General features: G+C 48.9%; 15 protein-coding genes and 9 tRNA genes. 5 read left to right on the forward strand and 19 right to left on the reverse strand.

The window, feature by feature from the left end:
* Positions 1-63: 63 nt before the first annotated feature.
* The 14 genes from LKD70_RS18615 to glf form a co-directional block, all read right to left on the reverse strand.
* Positions 64-1,380 carry a sedoheptulokinase gene (locus tag LKD70_RS18615; RefSeq protein ID WP_227707548.1) on the reverse strand — a complete coding sequence of 439 codons (1,317 nt, stop codon included), beginning with the start codon at positions 1,378-1,380 and terminating at the stop codon, positions 64-66.
* Positions 1,381-1,478: 98 nt separating this feature from the next.
* Positions 1,479-1,559, reverse strand: a tRNA-Leu gene (locus LKD70_RS08240).
* A gap of 87 nt (positions 1,560-1,646) precedes the next feature.
* Positions 1,647-1,719, reverse strand: a tRNA-Lys gene (locus LKD70_RS08245).
* 28 nt (positions 1,720-1,747) lie between these two features.
* Positions 1,748-1,819: transfer RNA gene (locus tag LKD70_RS08250), tRNA-Gln, on the reverse strand.
* Between the two features lie 49 nt (positions 1,820-1,868).
* Positions 1,869-1,942, reverse strand: a tRNA-His gene (locus tag LKD70_RS08255).
* Positions 1,943-1,947: 5 nt separating this feature from the next.
* Positions 1,948-2,021, reverse strand: a tRNA-Arg gene (locus LKD70_RS08260).
* Positions 2,022-2,065: 44 nt separating this feature from the next.
* Positions 2,066-2,136: transfer RNA gene (locus tag LKD70_RS08265), tRNA-Gly, on the reverse strand.
* A 5-nt stretch (positions 2,137-2,141) separates the two neighbouring features.
* Positions 2,142-2,216: transfer RNA gene (locus LKD70_RS08270), tRNA-Pro, on the reverse strand.
* A gap of 140 nt (positions 2,217-2,356) precedes the next feature.
* On the reverse strand, positions 2,357-2,848 hold the full coding sequence (locus LKD70_RS08275) for a metallophosphoesterase family protein (RefSeq protein WP_227707549.1): 492 nt from the start codon (positions 2,846-2,848) through the stop codon (positions 2,357-2,359).
* The gene (locus LKD70_RS08280; RefSeq protein WP_227707550.1) at positions 2,845-3,459 is read right to left on the reverse strand and encodes an XTP/dITP diphosphatase; all 615 of its coding nucleotides are present in this window, start codon (positions 3,457-3,459) and stop codon (positions 2,845-2,847) included. The genes LKD70_RS08275 and LKD70_RS08280 overlap by 4 nt, the downstream gene beginning before the upstream one ends.
* Complete coding sequence (locus tag LKD70_RS08285; protein ID WP_227707551.1) at positions 3,456-4,622, reverse strand: THUMP domain-containing class I SAM-dependent RNA methyltransferase; 1,167 nt, start codon at positions 4,620-4,622, stop codon at positions 3,456-3,458. Before LKD70_RS08285 ends, LKD70_RS08280 begins: the two co-directional genes overlap by 4 nt.
* Positions 4,623-4,661: 39 nt before the next feature.
* Complete coding sequence (locus LKD70_RS08290) at positions 4,662-5,039, reverse strand: hypothetical protein (protein ID WP_227707552.1); 378 nt, start codon at positions 5,037-5,039, stop codon at positions 4,662-4,664.
* Positions 5,040-5,402: 363 nt separating this feature from the next.
* Complete coding sequence (locus LKD70_RS08295) at positions 5,403-6,065, reverse strand: hypothetical protein (protein ID WP_227707554.1); 663 nt, start codon at positions 6,063-6,065, stop codon at positions 5,403-5,405.
* Positions 6,066-6,336: 271 nt separating this feature from the next.
* Positions 6,337-7,437: a UDP-galactopyranose mutase gene (glf, locus tag LKD70_RS08300; protein ID WP_227707555.1), complete on the reverse strand. Its 1,101-nt coding sequence runs from the start codon at positions 7,435-7,437 to the stop codon at positions 6,337-6,339.
* A gap of 226 nt (positions 7,438-7,663) precedes the next feature.
* On the opposite strand from glf, the gene LKD70_RS08305 reads away from it, so the two are divergent.
* Positions 7,664-8,896: a 6-phosphofructokinase gene (locus LKD70_RS08305; protein ID WP_227707556.1), complete on the forward strand. Its 1,233-nt coding sequence runs from the start codon at positions 7,664-7,666 to the stop codon at positions 8,894-8,896.
* Positions 8,897-9,008: 112 nt separating this feature from the next.
* Positions 9,009-10,274, forward strand: coding sequence for a dihydroorotase (locus LKD70_RS08310; protein WP_227707557.1), 1,266 nt, complete (start codon positions 9,009-9,011; stop codon positions 10,272-10,274).
* A gap of 74 nt (positions 10,275-10,348) precedes the next feature.
* Here LKD70_RS08310 and LKD70_RS08315 read toward each other — a convergent pair whose 3' ends face one another.
* Both LKD70_RS08315 and LKD70_RS08320 read right to left on the reverse strand, forming a co-directional pair.
* Complete coding sequence (locus LKD70_RS08315; RefSeq protein ID WP_227707559.1) at positions 10,349-11,707, reverse strand: FtsW/RodA/SpoVE family cell cycle protein; 1,359 nt, start codon at positions 11,705-11,707, stop codon at positions 10,349-10,351.
* Positions 11,704-12,054 (reverse strand): PadR family transcriptional regulator, encoded by a 351-nt coding sequence (locus tag LKD70_RS08320; RefSeq protein ID WP_227707560.1) that lies wholly within the window; start codon positions 12,052-12,054, stop codon positions 11,704-11,706. Before LKD70_RS08320 ends, LKD70_RS08315 begins: the two co-directional genes overlap by 4 nt.
* A 248-nt stretch (positions 12,055-12,302) precedes the next feature.
* Between LKD70_RS08320 and LKD70_RS08325 the strand changes: the two genes are divergently transcribed.
* A tRNA-Leu gene (locus tag LKD70_RS08325) sits at positions 12,303-12,386 on the forward strand.
* 52 nt (positions 12,387-12,438) lie between these two features.
* Here LKD70_RS08325 and LKD70_RS08330 read toward each other — a convergent pair.
* A complete protein-coding gene (locus LKD70_RS08330) occupies positions 12,439-12,657 on the reverse strand; it encodes a YgiT-type zinc finger protein (RefSeq protein WP_227707561.1) in 219 nt (72 codons plus the stop codon).
* A 55-nt stretch (positions 12,658-12,712) separates the two neighbouring features.
* On the opposite strand from LKD70_RS08330, the gene LKD70_RS08335 reads away from it, so the two are divergent.
* Positions 12,713-12,786: transfer RNA gene (locus tag LKD70_RS08335), tRNA-Val, on the forward strand.
* Positions 12,787-12,801: 15 nt separating this feature from the next.
* On the opposite strand, the gene LKD70_RS08340 is transcribed toward LKD70_RS08335, so the two are convergent.
* Complete coding sequence (locus LKD70_RS08340; RefSeq protein ID WP_227707562.1) at positions 12,802-13,410, reverse strand: TetR/AcrR family transcriptional regulator; 609 nt, start codon at positions 13,408-13,410, stop codon at positions 12,802-12,804.
* A 156-nt stretch (positions 13,411-13,566) separates the two neighbouring features.
* Between LKD70_RS08340 and LKD70_RS08345 the strand changes: the two genes are divergently transcribed.
* A complete protein-coding gene (locus LKD70_RS08345) occupies positions 13,567-14,442 on the forward strand; it encodes a DegV family protein (protein ID WP_227707563.1) in 876 nt (291 codons plus the stop codon).
* Here the strand turns inward: LKD70_RS08345 and LKD70_RS08350 are convergent.
* Entirely contained in the window at positions 14,423-15,157 is a 735-nt protein-coding gene (locus LKD70_RS08350; RefSeq protein ID WP_227707564.1) for an NAD-dependent protein deacylase, read from the reverse strand. The genes LKD70_RS08345 and LKD70_RS08350 overlap by 20 nt on opposite strands.
* Positions 15,158-15,207: the final 50 nt, after the last annotated feature.

Genomic DNA, 15,207 nt, shown 5'->3' on the forward strand with positions numbered 1-15,207 from the left:
TAATACAATTCCCGTTTTGGGTGAAAAAGTTGTCAAATCTTAACGCATCTTAACGCCCTTTTTTCACAGGATCCGCCTCGCCATATCCCGGGCCGCGAAGGCCGCTCCGCAGGCTGCTTCCTCCTCGCACAGAGCAGGCTGCGCGGGCATTGAAAACATCCCGGAGGCAATCTTTCTCAGAGTCTCATTCCGGCGGAATCCGTTTCCCGAAAGGATGATCTTATCTCCTTTCAGCCCGGCAGCAGTCTGCATCACATTATACATCTCATACAGTTCCCGTATCATTCCCTCCATTACGCCGCGCACAAGGAATGACGGGCGGAAATTCTCCGTACTGATGCCGCTGATTACGCCGCGTCTTCCGGGCATTTCTCTTGTGCCTGCAAACGAGGTATCCACGGTCAGCCCTCCCGTATCCGCCGTATCTTTTGCAAGCATCTCCATAACGCGGTAGTGGTCTGTGATCTGCATCCCCGCCGCATCCGCATATTCTCTGAAGAAGCGTTCCAGCATCGCGTACGCCCTTCCCCCGCACAGCGATGAGCCGGTCAGAAGGTAACTGTCTTCTGTCAGCGGCCGTGTCTCAATCCCGTTTTCATCCAGGCAGACATCCGAGCGGACCGAAATCTGCCCGCCGGTTCCCATATTAAGGAGCACCGCTCCTTCCCGGTTTCCAACCGCGCCGAGAAAAGACGCCTGATTGTCCCCAATCGCTGTACATACCGGTATGCCCCGATATTCTCCAAGCGGTCTCAGTCCGGCAGTCACCTCAGGGAGCACATCCGGAGCAGAAGCTTCGGCTTCTGTTATCTCTCTCATAAAAGCCCGCTTCCTCACGTCAAACAGCCCGAATCCCGCCGCATTGCCCGCATGTACGAGCGGCTGTTCTCTCCCGGCGAGGCGCATTCCCGCGTAGTCCATGATCGTACAGATCTTCACAGCGTCAGACGGCAGATTCCCTGTCTTATCCATATAGAGATGCGTTGCAAGACCATAGCCTGAGTACACACGTACCCCATACTTTTTCCAGAGGAGTCCGCACACACTGCCGCCTTCCCCCAGCGGGAGATTCCCCCTTCCGTCCTGCCACGTATAGAGCGGGCTCACATGTCTCCCTCTTTTATCTGTATACAAAATGCCATGCATCTGCCCGGTCAGGCCAATCGCGGAAATATCCTCATATTCCTGCAGCATTTTATCAAGCGTTTCTTTCAGCCGATTAAAAATACGTTCCGGATCCTGCGTCTTCTCCCACGCATGATCCGAGGGAAGGAAGCTGTCGTTCGGTATAGTACAGGTATTAATCGGCCGCTCCTCTCTGTCTGATATCAGGGAAAAACTAATCGTGGTAGTGCCTATGTCAATGCCGAGAAATTTCACAGGTTCTTCCTCCTTTTCTCAAATGAGCCATTCTCTCCGCAAAAAAGAAAAGGGCCCGGGAAAATCTGTCATTTTCAGGGGCTCCGCTGCCATAAAACTGCGGATAACAGGACTTGAACCTGCACGTCGTAGACACCAGATCCTAAATCTGGCGCGTCTGCCAATTCCGCCATATCCGCATTCTCCATATAATTCTCCGGCAGACAGACTGTATCTGCACTGTCGCCAGAAAAAAAATAGAACAAACACTGCGTGCTTGTTCTAAGTGAGCGTGCGGGGATTCGAACCCCGGACAACTTGATTAAAAGTCAAGTGCTCTACCACCTGAGCTACACGCCCTTATTTTCCCCGGCTTTCCCAGGATAAACTGGGCTAGCTGGATTCGAACCAGCGAATGCAGGAGTCAAAGTCCTGTGCCTTACCGCTTGGCGATAGCCCATCGAAGACTTGAGTCTGACACTGCATGCCAGTAGGAATATAAAGGAAAGGGTGGGTAGTGGGACTCGAACCCACGATATCCAGAACCACAATCTGGCGCGCTAACCAACTGCACCATACCCACCATAACGAGCCTGGGGGGATTCGAACCCACGACCTACGGCTTAGAAGGCCGTTGCTCTATCCAGCTGAGCTACAGACTCATTTTTACCATTCTCGAAGAAAACAATACGCTTTCCACAAGAAAAGCGGGTGATGAGAATCGAACTCACGTATCCAGCTTGGAAGGCTGGTGTTCTACCATTGAACTACACCCGCACATATCGGGGTGACAGGATTCGAACCTGCGACCTCCTGGTCCCAAACCAGGCGCTCTAGCCAAGCTGAGCCACACCCCGGTACAATCGCTGCTTCCTGTCTTTCCCGTAGCGCAAGCATTATTATATTATAAGCTTTTCCTAATGTCAACAATTTTTTTGTATTTTTTTACTTTTCGCGTTTTTTCGTCCCTGTCCGGCCGAAAACCGCTTTCTATTCCTCACTGTTTTGCTGTCAGATACCTCTGCTCATATGTAATTTTCCCGTCCTCAGAGACCTCCATCAGCATATAACTCCCCCGGCGCCCTTCCTGGCGCGGAAACGATAAACTTCCCGGATTAAGCACAGTTACTCCGCCCTTCTGGTCAAAAAACGGCCTGTGAGTATGTCCGAACATCACGATATCAGATCTTCTGGCTTCCCCTTCCTCCCGGATATGTTCCGGGTCAAGAGATACATAGTACGCATGGCCATGTGTGATAAACACCTTATATTTTCCTATATAAAATTCTTCTTCCCGCGGAAGCCCGGAAAAAAAGTCGTTATTTCCCCTCACCATATGTTTTTCACAGTCCACAACTGCATCAATATACTCTTCTCCGCCCTCCAGGTCTCCGAGATGTATGAACATATCGATAGCGCCTGCCTCTTCAAGTGCCTGATCAAGCCCCGCATGTCTGCCATGTGTATCGCTGACAATCAATACTCTCATTCCATATCCTCTCCGATTTTTTCTTTCAGAATCTCCTTCATTGCCCGAAGCGCCTTGCCTCTGTGGCTCAGTTCATTTTTCATTTCCGGATCCATCTCCGCCGTGGTCATGCCATATTCCGGGACATAGAAAATCGGGTCGTAGCCGAACCCGTTTCCGCCGGACGCCTCGTCTGCAATCCGCCCCTCGATCGTCCGCCGGACGGTTGTCACCGTACCGTCAGGGAAGACTGCTGCCACCGCGCATACAAACCGGGCTGTACGTTCCTCATCCCGCACGCCTTCCAACCGGTCCAGAAGGATCCTGTTTTTGATATCATAAGAAGTATCTTCCCCCGCAAACCTCGCCGAATAGATGCCGGGAGCCTTATCAAGATAATCGATTTCCAGGCCGGAGTCATCCGCCAGCACAATATCATTTGTAAGAATTCTGGAAACCGCTCTCGCCTTTATCTCCGCATTTTCCTCAAAAGACATCCCGTCCTCCACAATTTCCGTATCCGCTCCGGCTTCCTTCATAGAAAGGATCTCCATTCCAAGATCTTTCATGATCATGCGGATTTCCCTCATTTTGTTTTCATTTCCCGTTGCAAATATAATTCTTCTTTTCATCTCAATGCATCCTTCTGTTTCTTTTGTTTTGGCGGTTTCGGCCCCGCGAACTGGTAAAAGTATGTTTTCAGCATACCGTTATAAATTTTCCTGTTTTTGTCCGCTTTTCTTCCGAAATAACGTTCCGCATCCTCATAGCTTGTAATCATGTAGGCTGACCAGCTGTCAAGTCTGCGGAAAGCCTCCCCGAACTCCCTGTAAAGCCCCGGAAGATTTTTCTTTTCCTCCAGCCGCTCCCCGTACGGCGGATTTGTGATGATAAATCCATACTTTTTCGGATGGCTCAGGTCTTTGACTTCTCTCTGCTGGAAATGAATAAGACTGCCCACGCCTGCCGCTTCTGCGTTTTTCCGCGCGGCGCGCAGGACCTCCCCGTCCGCATCATAGCCCTGAATATCTGTTTCGATCTGATCGTTTATTACATCGGATGCCTCGTTGACCGCCTCGTACCAGTTCCTTTTTCCGACAAGGTTCGTCCAGTTTTCAGCCGTAAAAGAACGGTTCATTCCCGGAGCGATATTCGCGGCAATCATGGCCGCCTCAATGGGAAATGTTCCGCTCCCGCAGAAAGGATCGACCAGAATCCTTTCTTTCCTCCACGGGGTCAGCATAATCAGCGCCGCCGCAAGATTCTCGGCGATTGGCGCCTTTCCCGCCACCGGCCGGTATCCTCGCTTATGAAGAGAAACGCCTGTCGTATCCAGTCCCACCGTAACTACATCTCTCATAAGAAACACACGTACCGGGTAGGAGGCACCGCTCTCCGGGAACCACTCTATCCGGTATCTGGATTTCAGGCGCTCTACCATGGCCTTCTTCATAATCGACTGGATATCCGACGGGCTGAACAGACGGCTTTTTACCGAGGCAGCTTTTGCCACCCAGAACTTACCGTCCGCCGGGATATAATCCTCCCAGGGAATGTTTTTTGTTCCTTCAAAAAGCTCCTCAAACGTCCGGGCCTGGAAACTCCCCACTTTCAGAAGTACCCTTTCTGCTGTTCTCAGAAAAATATTTGCCCTGCATACAGCATCTATGCCGCCCGAAAATGTGACTCTTCCATCCTCCACCTGCACGATCTCGTAACCCAGATCCTGGATTTCACGCTTAAGCACTGACTCCAGCCCAAAATGACAGGGAGCGATCCATTCCATTTTATCCATTCAGTATTCCGTCCTTACGTTTTGTCTGTTATCATCTTACTATAAATCAGGGGCAGAGTAAAGTTGAACTTTGCTCTGCCCCTTCGCATTTACCGTCTCCCGGTTTCCGGATTTAATACCTGTCCGACTCGCTGTAATCATCCATGTTTCTTCCGCAGTTGCGGCTGGAATTTCTGGATGAAGATGTTGTGCTGTTCTTGTTTGCATTCTTATTCTTGCTCTGGGTGTCGGAGTAGGATGAATAAGAGTTGTTTTTGGAATTTGTGTTGTTTGAATTGTTTGTGTTATTGTAATTCTTTGCCATGAGTATCCCTCCTGTTTTTTTGGTTCAGTCATAGTATGAACCTGTTCAGGATGAATTATTCTCAATTTTATGTCCATATTCTGTTTTACACGGCATGTTTTTACATTTTTCAAATTTTTTTCTTGCTTTTTCCAATTCCGTATATTATACTGTCTATTGTAGAAAGTAATTTCTACAACCCCTTATTAATTATTTATACTCCCCTCAAAAGACCGATGGCTCCCCCATCGGTCTTTTACCGTACTCTCATTCGTTCATAATTTGTTCATTTATTATTATAAATTCTTTCATTTTATGATCACGTTTTCTTCATTTCTCTCCCCTATACTAAAACCATCGAAAGGAACAGAAGAAAAGAAAAATATCAGACACATTACAGAGACGCTTTCAAGTTATTAGAATAAACTTTTTCATAATACATGCCGGGGGCTGAGAAATCAGCCACCCGGCATCCTCCCTTTTTACGGAACTTTTTCTCACAGCGGTCCAATCAGGCCGATCAGAAGTCCAAGCACCGCGGCCGCAGCAATCTCTGCCAGAATCATTCCAAACCCTTTTCCGCTTTTCTCCCTGCCGCTCTGAATCTCCGCCGGAACAGGAGGAAGATCACGCAGCACCTGAGAAAACTCCGCGTATTTCTTTTTTGATTCTCCGGTACAGCGGCGGATCAGCCGTTCAAACCGCACCTCTTCTCTTCGCCGCAGCTGCGGTGTAATCTCCGAACATGCAAGAATAAACTGAACCGTTCTTCCATAGGCAAACAGATCTGCGTCCTGATTTTTTGTAATCCCCATGTCATAAACAGGCTTCACGAAATGGTTTCTCACAGCCCTCTTCTGCATTTGCTTCATAACAAACGCATTCTCCTGCGACTCCAGATCAAGAAGGAACAGTCGTCCCTCATCTGAAATTACAATACTGTACGGATTAAGATACCGGTAGTTTCTTCTGTTTCTGCATCGGTAAAACTGATCGACACAGACCGCAAGCTGACGGAACCACTCAAACACGGTTTTCTTATCCAGCCTGGGATTTTCCCCGATACAGTGAATCAGAAGTTTCCCCGGTACGCAGTCCATTCCCTGCCTGCAGCGGGCTCCGTGGTCAATAAACTTCAGCACTTCATACATTTCTTCCATATGCAGTTCTCTTCGGCTGTATCTGTTCAGCCGGTTCCGCGTTTCCCTCCTGCGCAGAACCGGCAGAATACATTCATCCCACTGAATTCCATCAGAACCTGATGATGAAAAAAAGAGTGTAAATTCAGACCCGAGCGGTCCGAGTAAACATATCATACTGTAACGGCAGGAAAAAATCAAGCATTTCCGCACAGTGCCCTCACTTCTCCCGCCCGGCACCTTTCATCCGGCACCGTTTATTCCGACATCTCCAGATGACCAGCGTATCCAGTCATTCCAAAGTATTCAGGCGTTCCAGCGCCGCTGCAATCACCTTATCCATATCATAATACCGGTAATCTCCAAGTCTGCCTCCGAATATGACATTCTTTTCCTGCTCCGCAAGTTTTTTGTACGATTCAAACAGAGCATTGTTCTTCTCATCATTTACCGGATAGTAAGGCTCCATCCCCACACTCCACTCCGATGAATACTCTCTTGAAACAACTGTTTTCTCCTGGGTTCCGAACTCAAAATGCTTGTGCTCAATCACACGGGTATAAGGCACTTCCCTGTCCGTATAATTGACAACTGCATTTCCCTGATAATTGGCGCAGTCAAGCACTTCCGTTTCAAACCGCACGGAACGGTATTCCAAAGCTCCAAGCTGATAGCCAAAATACTCATCGATCATACCTGTGAAAATAATCTTGTCCGCGGTATCCGGATTTTCTTTCCTGAATTCAAAGAAATCTGTTCCCGTGCGCACATCCGCCTCTGCCAGCATTTTCTCAATAATCGGAGTATATCCGCCGACAGGAATGCCCTGATACCGGTCGTTAAAGTAATTATTATCGTAGATAAACCGGCAGGGAAGGCGCTTTATGATAAACGCGGGGAGTTCCGTGCATTTTCTTCCCCACTGTTTCTCCGTATAGCCCTTCACCAGTTTCTCATAAATGTCTCTTCCGACTAAAAACAGCGCCTGCTCTTCCAGGTTTTTCGGCTCCGTGATCCCGGTTTCCCTCCGCTGTCTCTCGATAATCTCCTTCGCCTCTTCCGGCGTGCGGATTCCCCACATCTTGCTGAATGTATTCATATTGAAGGGGAGATTGTACAGCTCATCTTTGTACACCGCCACCGGTGAATTGATATAGTTGTTAAACTCTGCAAACTGATTGATATACTCCCACACTTTCCTGTCCGATGTGTGGAAAATATGCGCGCCGTATTTGTGGACATGAATTCCTTCAATATCCTTGCAGTATATGTTGCCTCCGATATGATCTCTGCGGTCGATCACAAGACATTTCTTTCCCTTTCTTCCGAGTTCATACGCCATAACCGCCCCATACAGTCCGGCTCCCACGATCAGATAATCATATTTTCTCATAGCTTTTCTCTCCTGCTTTCGTATTTCTGAATCAATACTGTTTCAAATCGATTTCAGTATAACATTTTTAGACGCCTGTTTTGCAAAGTATATTTTTTTCGTTATTTTGCCTATATAATGTATTTTTTCATTTACAAATTGGTTATTATGCACTAAACTGTAAATGTAGGCGTTTTTCAGAGGAATCCTCTCGGAACCGCCATCTACAGAACGGAGGTACCATACAATGAAAGGAAACGTTATCGTCGGACAGTCAGGAGGCCCGACTGCGGCAATCAACTCCAGCCTTGCGGGTGTTTACCGCACTGCGAAAGACCGCGGGGCTGTAAAAGTATACGGAATGCTTCACGGAATTCAGGGACTGCTTCAGGAGCGCTATATCGACCTGTCCGAATATATCACAAATGAACTCGATGCCGAACTTCTCAAGAGAACGCCGGCTGCTTTTCTCGGATCATGCCGCTATAAGCTGCCCGAGATTCACCAGGACAAAGAAGTCTACGAGAAAATATTCGGAATACTCGATAAACTCAACATTGAAGCCTTTATCTATATCGGCGGAAATGATTCCATGGACACAATCAAAAAGCTGTCTGATTATGCGATCGTAACAGGACATCCGACCCGCTTTATCGGCTGTCCGAAAACAATCGACAATGACCTTGCGCTCACCGACCACACACCGGGATACGGAAGCGCCGCAAAATATATCGGAACATCTGTAAAAGAGATCATCCGCGACAGTTTCTGTCTTGAATATGAGAAAGGACTTGTCTCCATTGTAGAAATCATGGGCCGCAACGCCGGATGGCTCACCGGTGCCGCTGCGCTGGCAAAAGGTGAGGACTGCGCCGGCCCCGATCTGATCTATCTGCCGGAACTTCCGTTTGACATTGAGGCTTTCGGACAGAAAGTCAGGGAACTTCTTGTGAAAAAGCCATCTGTTGTAGTGGCCGTTTCCGAGGGAATCCGTCTGGCGGACGGAAGATATGTATGCGAACTCGGACAGAGCATCGACTTTGTCGACGCATTCGGCCACAAACAGCTCTCCGGCACGGCAAATTACCTTGCAAGCTATATTGCCGGTGAAATCGGCTGCAAAACACGTTCCATTGAGCTGAGTTCTCTTCAGCGCTCCGCATCCCACTGCGCTTCCCGTGTTGATATTCTGGAAGCATACCAGGTAGGCGGAGCCGCCGTAAAAGCGGCCGATGAGGGAGACTCCGGCAAAATGGTTGTTCTTCAGCGTCTTTCTGATGATCCGTACCAGAGCGGCACGGAAGTCAAAGATGTGCATAAAATCGCAAATGACGAAAAACTCGTTCCGCGTGAGTGGGTAAACGAGGACGGTTCCTATGTGACCGATGAGTTCGTCAGCTATGTACGCCCGCTCATCCAGGGCGACGTATCTCCTGTCATGGTAGACGGTATACCGCGTCATCTCTACCGCCAGATATAGGAAATACTGTTTCAGTCGTCCGGATGTAGCCGGGAGGGCGGCCTGTGAGATGACAGGTGCGGCTCTCCCGGCATTTTTCTGTCATACAAAAAGAGCCAACAGGAGGTAACTTATGATTATTAATAACGGTTTTATCATGGATCCCGCCGCATGCCGGTCTTACACGTCCGACATCCGCATCCGTGACGGAATAATCGAGCAGATCAGCACCCACATTGAGCCGGAGCCTTCCGAGCAGGTTATCGACGCCGCCGGGCTGACGGTCGCGCCGGGGCTTGTTGATACCCACGTCCATTTCCGCGACCCGGGATTCACCCATAAAGAAACAATCCACACCGGGGCTCTCGCCGCTGCCAGGGGCGGATTCACTTCCGTCATATGCATGGCGAATACCTCGCCCACCGTAGATAACGTCAGTGTGCTGACCGATATTCTGGCCCGCGCCGGGAAAGAAGACATCCGCATCTACCAGGCAGCGTGTGTGTCACGTTCCCTGAAGGGCCAGGAGCCTGTCGATATGGAGGAACTGAAGTCGTACGGAGCATGCGGATTCACCGATGACGGTATTCCCATCCGGGATGCCGCCTTCCTCTACAGCGCAATGGAAAAGGCAAAGGAATTAAACGTTCCCATCAGCCTCCACGAGGAAGATCCTTCCTTTATCAAAAACAACGGCATCAATCATGGAAACGTTTCGGACGAGCTCGGAATATACGGTTCCCCGTCCATCGCCGAGGAATCTCTTGTGGCAAGGGACTGCCTTCTTGCGCTGCGCTCCGGGGCGGACGTCGTAATCCAGCATATCAGTTCCGGACGCTCCGTAAACCTTGTCCGGATGTTTAAGGCGCAGGGCGCTTCCCTGCACGCAGAGGCAACTCCGCATCATTTTACACTTACCGAGGATGCCGTGCTGAAATACGGATCGCTGGCCAAAATGAATCCTCCGCTTCGCACGGAGGAAGATCGTCTCGCAGTCATTCAGGGACTTGTCGACGGAACGATCGATATCATCGCCACCGACCACGCCCCGCACAGCAAGGAAGAAAAAGCCAGGCCCCTTACAGCGGCGCCAAGCGGAATCACGGGGCTTGAGACCTCTCTTGCCCTCGGAATCACATCGCTTGTGCGTCCCGGGCACCTCACCCTGATGCAGCTTCTGGAAAAGATGACCGTCAATCCGGCAAAACTCTATCACCTTCCGGCAGGGAAAATTAAGGAGGGCGAAGCCGCGGACTTTGTCCTGTTTGATCCCGAGGAATGCTGGACTCCGGATGAGTATGCTTCCATGTCCTGCAACACGCCCTTTACCGGCTGGAAACTGTACGGAAAAGTCAAGATGACCATATGCAGAGGAAAGATTGTATATACCGAGGGTTAAAACATCCCGAAAAGATCTTCATGTCCAACAGACGAAAACGGAGAGCAGCAGTCACGCTGTTCTCCGCTTTCCTTCTACACCGCTTTTTCCCGCGCATACCTGTTTTCCGGATATCGTCTCTCCGGAGCTGTATTCTGATACCGGAAGATACTCAGCACAATCCCCATGAGCAGATAAGAGACAACCATACCGCTGCCCCCGTTCATGAGAAACGGACAGTAGTTTTCAGCATAAATGATCCCCATATTGTTCATAAAGCACAGCAAAATCTCAATCAGAAATACAACCGCACATCCTGTACCCATTACCATGCCGAGCTGGTTGCGCTGCCTTAAAGAGATTTTCAAAAACCGTATAAAAAGTGCCAGAACCGCGCCGCCCAGCAGCACTGCTGCAATAAGTCCAAAATACGCAGCCACCCCGGCCAGGAGGAAATTCAGCGGCGCTTCCGGCATTCCTGAAGCGGGCAGTCCGCCTCCTTCTCCGAGAAACCTGCTGTTTCCCAGCAGCGCTCTGACAAACTCCCTTGTATAAGAGATATCCTTGCCCCAGCCGTCCATAGGCGACAGAAAATATACCAGCCGTTCCCACTGATACAGCGGGCGGAAAAGCATCACATATACGACCGGCACAGCCGGAAGTAAGGCCGTCACAGTCAGCGCCCCCAGACACAGTTTCCGCGGGACAAAGTACCACCCCTGCCAGACAGAGAGCCCGAACACGACCACATACGAAAAGAGCAGAATCGCCGCAGTGGAAAAGCTGCACACATAAAATGCGAGAAAGATTCCGGGAAGCATCCACAGTACCGCTTTTATAATTCCCGTCCAGCTCTTTCCCCTGCATCTGTACAGTACTGCCGCATAGAGAGGAACTGTCAGCAGAAGAACCATCGGGATATTCAGCGTAAGGCCGCCGGGCAGCGCAATCCAGCGCGCCGCTCCGTTTATCTTCACTCCAAACAGGGCGCTTCCCAAAAATAGGGCCGCAAAAAGAAGCACCATCATCTCCCTCGCCCTGGCGGCGATTCTTGTATAGTCTATAAAACATACTCCTGCCATGACTGCAAGTCCGACGGCCATATATACAATTCGTCTTTCCCAGCTTAAAATACCATCTCCGCCGGATTCCACGAATCTCTGCTGTATGAAATACTGAACGCCCAGTCCCAGTACACTCAGTATAATAATGAAGGCAATCATCCCCCACGGCATCTGCGGACGGTGGATCCGGTCCAGCTCTGTCCCCACTTCAACCGGGTCTCCCATATCACAGACAGCGGCTTCCTCCGCTTCACCTCTCTCCATCCCTTCACTCATGTATGCCTTCGTCTGCTCTTCTATATGCGTTCTGATCTCGTCCGTCACCTCTCCTCTCGCCATTTTACAGCGAATCTGTTCCGTCAGCGTCCGGATGTACTCTTCCGTTCTCATACGCTTCCTCCCATCTCTGGCTGAAAACCTCCCAGCACATCCTGCACCGCTCTGGAATACGTGCGCCACTCGCTCTCCTTTTCGGAAAACGCCTTTTTCCCCTGCTTTGTGATACTGTAATACTTTCGCATCTTGCCGCCCGCACTCTTCTCATATGCTGTGAGCAGTTTCTTCTGCTCCATTCCATGAAGCAGCGGATATAAAGTGCCCGCCTTCAGCTCGAACACATTCTGCGATCTCTCCCGAAGCGTCTCAATCATCTCATATCCGTACATGTCCTTCTCAGAGAGCAGTTTTAAAAGAAGCATGGATGTACTTCCAGACATTAAAGTTTTATCCGGATTCATAGTTATCCCTCCGTTCCTTTTATATATAGATCATCTATATAACCTGGTTTCATTTTATATCGATAATCTATATATGTCAAGAACTGTTTTTTTAATAACAGTTCAGCCATAGAACTGTCCGCTCGAAAAATCATGCAAGCATGATTTTCTCTCCCGAACAGCCCTATGGCTGAACTACTATTTTTTTCAAAAAAAGAAAATTAGGGGTTTACAAAAATACTTTGTTATGATAGAATAGTTTTTGTCGAGCGGAAGTGGCGGAATGGCAGACGCGCTAGATTCAGGTTCTAGTGGGAGTTAATCCTGTGAGAGTTCAAGTCTCTTCTTCCGCATTAATCCCGTAATCCTTGTGATTACGGGATTTTTGATTTTTCCGCGTAAATACTATATCAGCTCACCAGATGCATTGAACGTATATTCCTTTCCTGAGATCGTCAGCGTCTCATTGACAGCCATTACACCATCATTCTTAAAAGCAGCCATCCCGCACTCTACACACTTATAGCACGGCACATTTCTTACAATTACAAGGCATTCTCCTGTATCAGTAACACTCGTTGTCACGCCTTTCTCAACTGTTGCTCCGCATTTTGAACACCTCATTGTTTTCTCCTTTTTTTATTGCATTTTGTCTCCAAAGTGCTATAATAGATCACATGGAAGCATAGCTCAGCTGGGATGAGCGTTCGCCTCACACGCGAGAGGTCATGGGTTCGAGCCCCATTGCTTCCATTTTTCATGTCATTTTTACGCTCCGTTCTGGTCGCGGCGCTCGCTCTCGGTCAGTATTCCGGACTTCAGAAGATCCGTCAGAAGCCGGCGTGCCTCCTCACCGATCTGGTCAAGCGGCGTGTTCTCCTCATGCGATTCGTTGACAAACCCCAGCATTCCGTAACATACAAACCCTGCAATCTTTTTCGGAGAATATTTAAGCTTCAGTCTTTTCTTCAGATGTGTTGTATGCATTTCCACCATTTCAAGAACAATGCTGTAAAACCGCGATGCGAGATAGGGATTTGTCTCCGGGTTTGTGTGCTGAAAAAAATCAAATCTGTCATAATACAGCTTTAAAATACTGTCAAGCATATTTACATATCCCGCCGCCAGTTTTCTGGCAGGATTATTTTCTCTCTGCCGCCGGTAATAATCATCCATTCCAACTTTCAGCATGTCATCGAATATTTCATCCAGCAGCGCATATTTGTCATTGTAATGTGAATAAAATGTAATTCTGCTTATCTCTGCCTCTCTGCACAGTTCCGTGATGGAAATATGCTCAAAATCTTCTCTTCCGAGCATGCTGATCATTGCAGATTTCAAACTTCTTTTCGTTTTTGTAATACGTTTGTCTTCCATTTCCTGACACTTTCTCTCTCCTGTATAAATACCTTACATTTTACAGGAATTGTTCATTGTTATTCCTTTACGATTTTGCTATAATTTTAACACCTGTTATAATAACGGTCAATGACCGGTCATTTATACAGAATTCTGAAAAATAGGAGGTACTCTATGTCTGGGGTTGCCATAATGACTGACAGCAACTGCGGAATCATGCCGTCCGAAGGCGGTTCCTACGGAATCCATGTGCTGCCTATGCCGGTTATTATCGACGGAAAAACCTATTACGAGGGAATTGATATTACACCAGCCGAATTTTACAGAAAACAGTCCGAAGGAGCAGTTATCACCACGTCTCAGCCTTCTCCGGGAGATGTGACGGTCATGTGGGATCAGCTTCTTGAAGATCACAACGAAATTGTATTCATCCCGATGTCATCAGGCTTAAGCAACACTTGTCAGACCGCGCTTCTGCTCTCCGGGGATGAGCCGTATAAAGGACGTGTTTTTGTAGTAGACAACCATCGTATCTCCGTAACACAGGCGACTTCCGCCCTGGATGCCAGAGTTCTGGCGGACGAGGGAAAGTCGGGCGCTGAGATAAAAGAAATCCTCGAGAGGGAAGCACTCGATGCTACCATTTATATTGCGGTGGATACTCTGGAATACCTGAAAAAAGGCGGGCGGATCACAGCCGCTGCCGCTGCTTTAGGAACGGTACTGAAACTGAAGCCCATCCTGACGATTCAGGGCGGAAAGCTTGATTCTTACGCGAAGGCAAGAGGAATGAAAGCCGCTTTCCGCACAATGGCGGAAGCGGTAAAACTGGATGTCACGTCACGTTTTTCCCATTTAAAGGAGGAGGGCGTTCTCAAAGCCGGCATTGCCAACACACTGATGGAACCGGAAAAGCTGGCGGCGTTCAAGGACGCTATGCATGAGGTATTTCCAGATCTGGAACTGATCTATTACCCTCTCACTATGAGCATAGCGACCCATGTCGGCCCGGGAGGACTTGGAATCGGCGTCACAAGATGCCGACGGTAATTTTGTCCATAATTTCACCAATCGGAGCGGCGATTGTAAGTTCTGCGCGGACTTCTTTTGCTGTCTCCGATTTATTAATTACTACAAGATGTTTTCCCCGAAAATAATCGATAAAGCCCGCCGCCGGATACACTACGAGGGAGGTTCCCCCGATAATCAGCGTATCCGCAGTACTTATAGCCTTTACCGCTCCCTGAATCGTATCAGAGTCCAGTCCCTCTTCATAGAGCACTACATCCGGCCTGACCGTTCCGCCGCACTCACAGCGCGGCACGCCGTCCGCATTTTTCACGTATTCCGCATCATAAAACTTCCCGCATTTCATACAGTAATTTCTGTGAATACTCCCGTGCAGTTCAAACACGCGCCTGCTTCCCGCCGCCTGATGAAGCCCGTCGATATTCTGTGTCACTACAGCAGTCAGTTTCCCCGCCTTCTCAAGCTCCGCAAGTTTAAAATGGGCCGGGTTCGGCTTTGCGTCCAGACACATCATCTTCTCCCGGTAAAACTCATAAAACGCCGCCGGATACCTCATGAAAAAGCTGTGGCTTACAACCTCTTCCGGAGAGTATCTGTACTCCTGGTGATAGATTCCGTCCGCGCTTCTGAAATCGGGGATCCCGCTCTCAGTGGATACTCCTGCGCCGCCGAAAAACACGATTCTGCTGCTGTCATCAATAATTGCCTGCAGACGGCTTATCTCATTTTCATACATCGCATTTTCCTCCTCTTCCTGTTTCTGTCTAATCCGGTTTTAAGTTTCCG

Source organism: Ruminococcus turbiniformis, from assembly GCF_020687545.1.
Taxonomy (GTDB): domain Bacteria; phylum Bacillota; class Clostridia; order Lachnospirales; family Lachnospiraceae; genus Mediterraneibacter; species Mediterraneibacter turbiniformis.

Excerpts from the sequence above, each read along its gene's own strand:
- LKD70_RS08295 (WP_227707554.1), bottom strand. The coding sequence starts at position 6,065 with ATGGAAGAAATGTATGAAGTGCTGAAGTTTATTGACCACGGAGCCCGC.
- LKD70_RS08280 (WP_227707550.1), bottom strand. The coding sequence starts at position 3,459 with ATGAAAAGAAGAATTATATTTGCAACGGGAAATGAAAACAAAATGAGG.
- LKD70_RS08330 (WP_227707561.1), bottom strand. The coding sequence starts at position 12,657 with ATGAGGTGTTCAAAATGCGGAGCAACAGTTGAGAAAGGCGTGACAACG.
- glf (WP_227707555.1), bottom strand. The coding sequence starts at position 7,437 with ATGAGAAAATATGATTATCTGATCGTGGGAGCCGGACTGTATGGGGCG.
- LKD70_RS08315 (WP_227707559.1), bottom strand. The coding sequence starts at position 11,707 with ATGAGAACGGAAGAGTACATCCGGACGCTGACGGAACAGATTCGCTGT.
- LKD70_RS08275 (WP_227707549.1), bottom strand. The coding sequence starts at position 2,848 with ATGAGAGTATTGATTGTCAGCGATACACATGGCAGACATGCGGGGCTT.
- LKD70_RS08310 (WP_227707557.1), top strand. The coding sequence starts at position 9,009 with ATGATTATTAATAACGGTTTTATCATGGATCCCGCCGCATGCCGGTCT.
- LKD70_RS08285 (WP_227707551.1), bottom strand. The coding sequence starts at position 4,622 with ATGGATAAAATGGAATGGATCGCTCCCTGTCATTTTGGGCTGGAGTCA.
- LKD70_RS08320 (WP_227707560.1), bottom strand. The coding sequence starts at position 12,054 with ATGAATCCGGATAAAACTTTAATGTCTGGAAGTACATCCATGCTTCTT.
- LKD70_RS08305 (WP_227707556.1), top strand. The coding sequence starts at position 7,664 with ATGAAAGGAAACGTTATCGTCGGACAGTCAGGAGGCCCGACTGCGGCA.
- LKD70_RS08350 (WP_227707564.1), bottom strand. The coding sequence starts at position 15,157 with ATGTATGAAAATGAGATAAGCCGTCTGCAGGCAATTATTGATGACAGC.
- LKD70_RS08340 (WP_227707562.1), bottom strand. The coding sequence starts at position 13,410 with ATGGAAGACAAACGTATTACAAAAACGAAAAGAAGTTTGAAATCTGCA.
- LKD70_RS08345 (WP_227707563.1), top strand. The coding sequence starts at position 13,567 with ATGTCTGGGGTTGCCATAATGACTGACAGCAACTGCGGAATCATGCCG.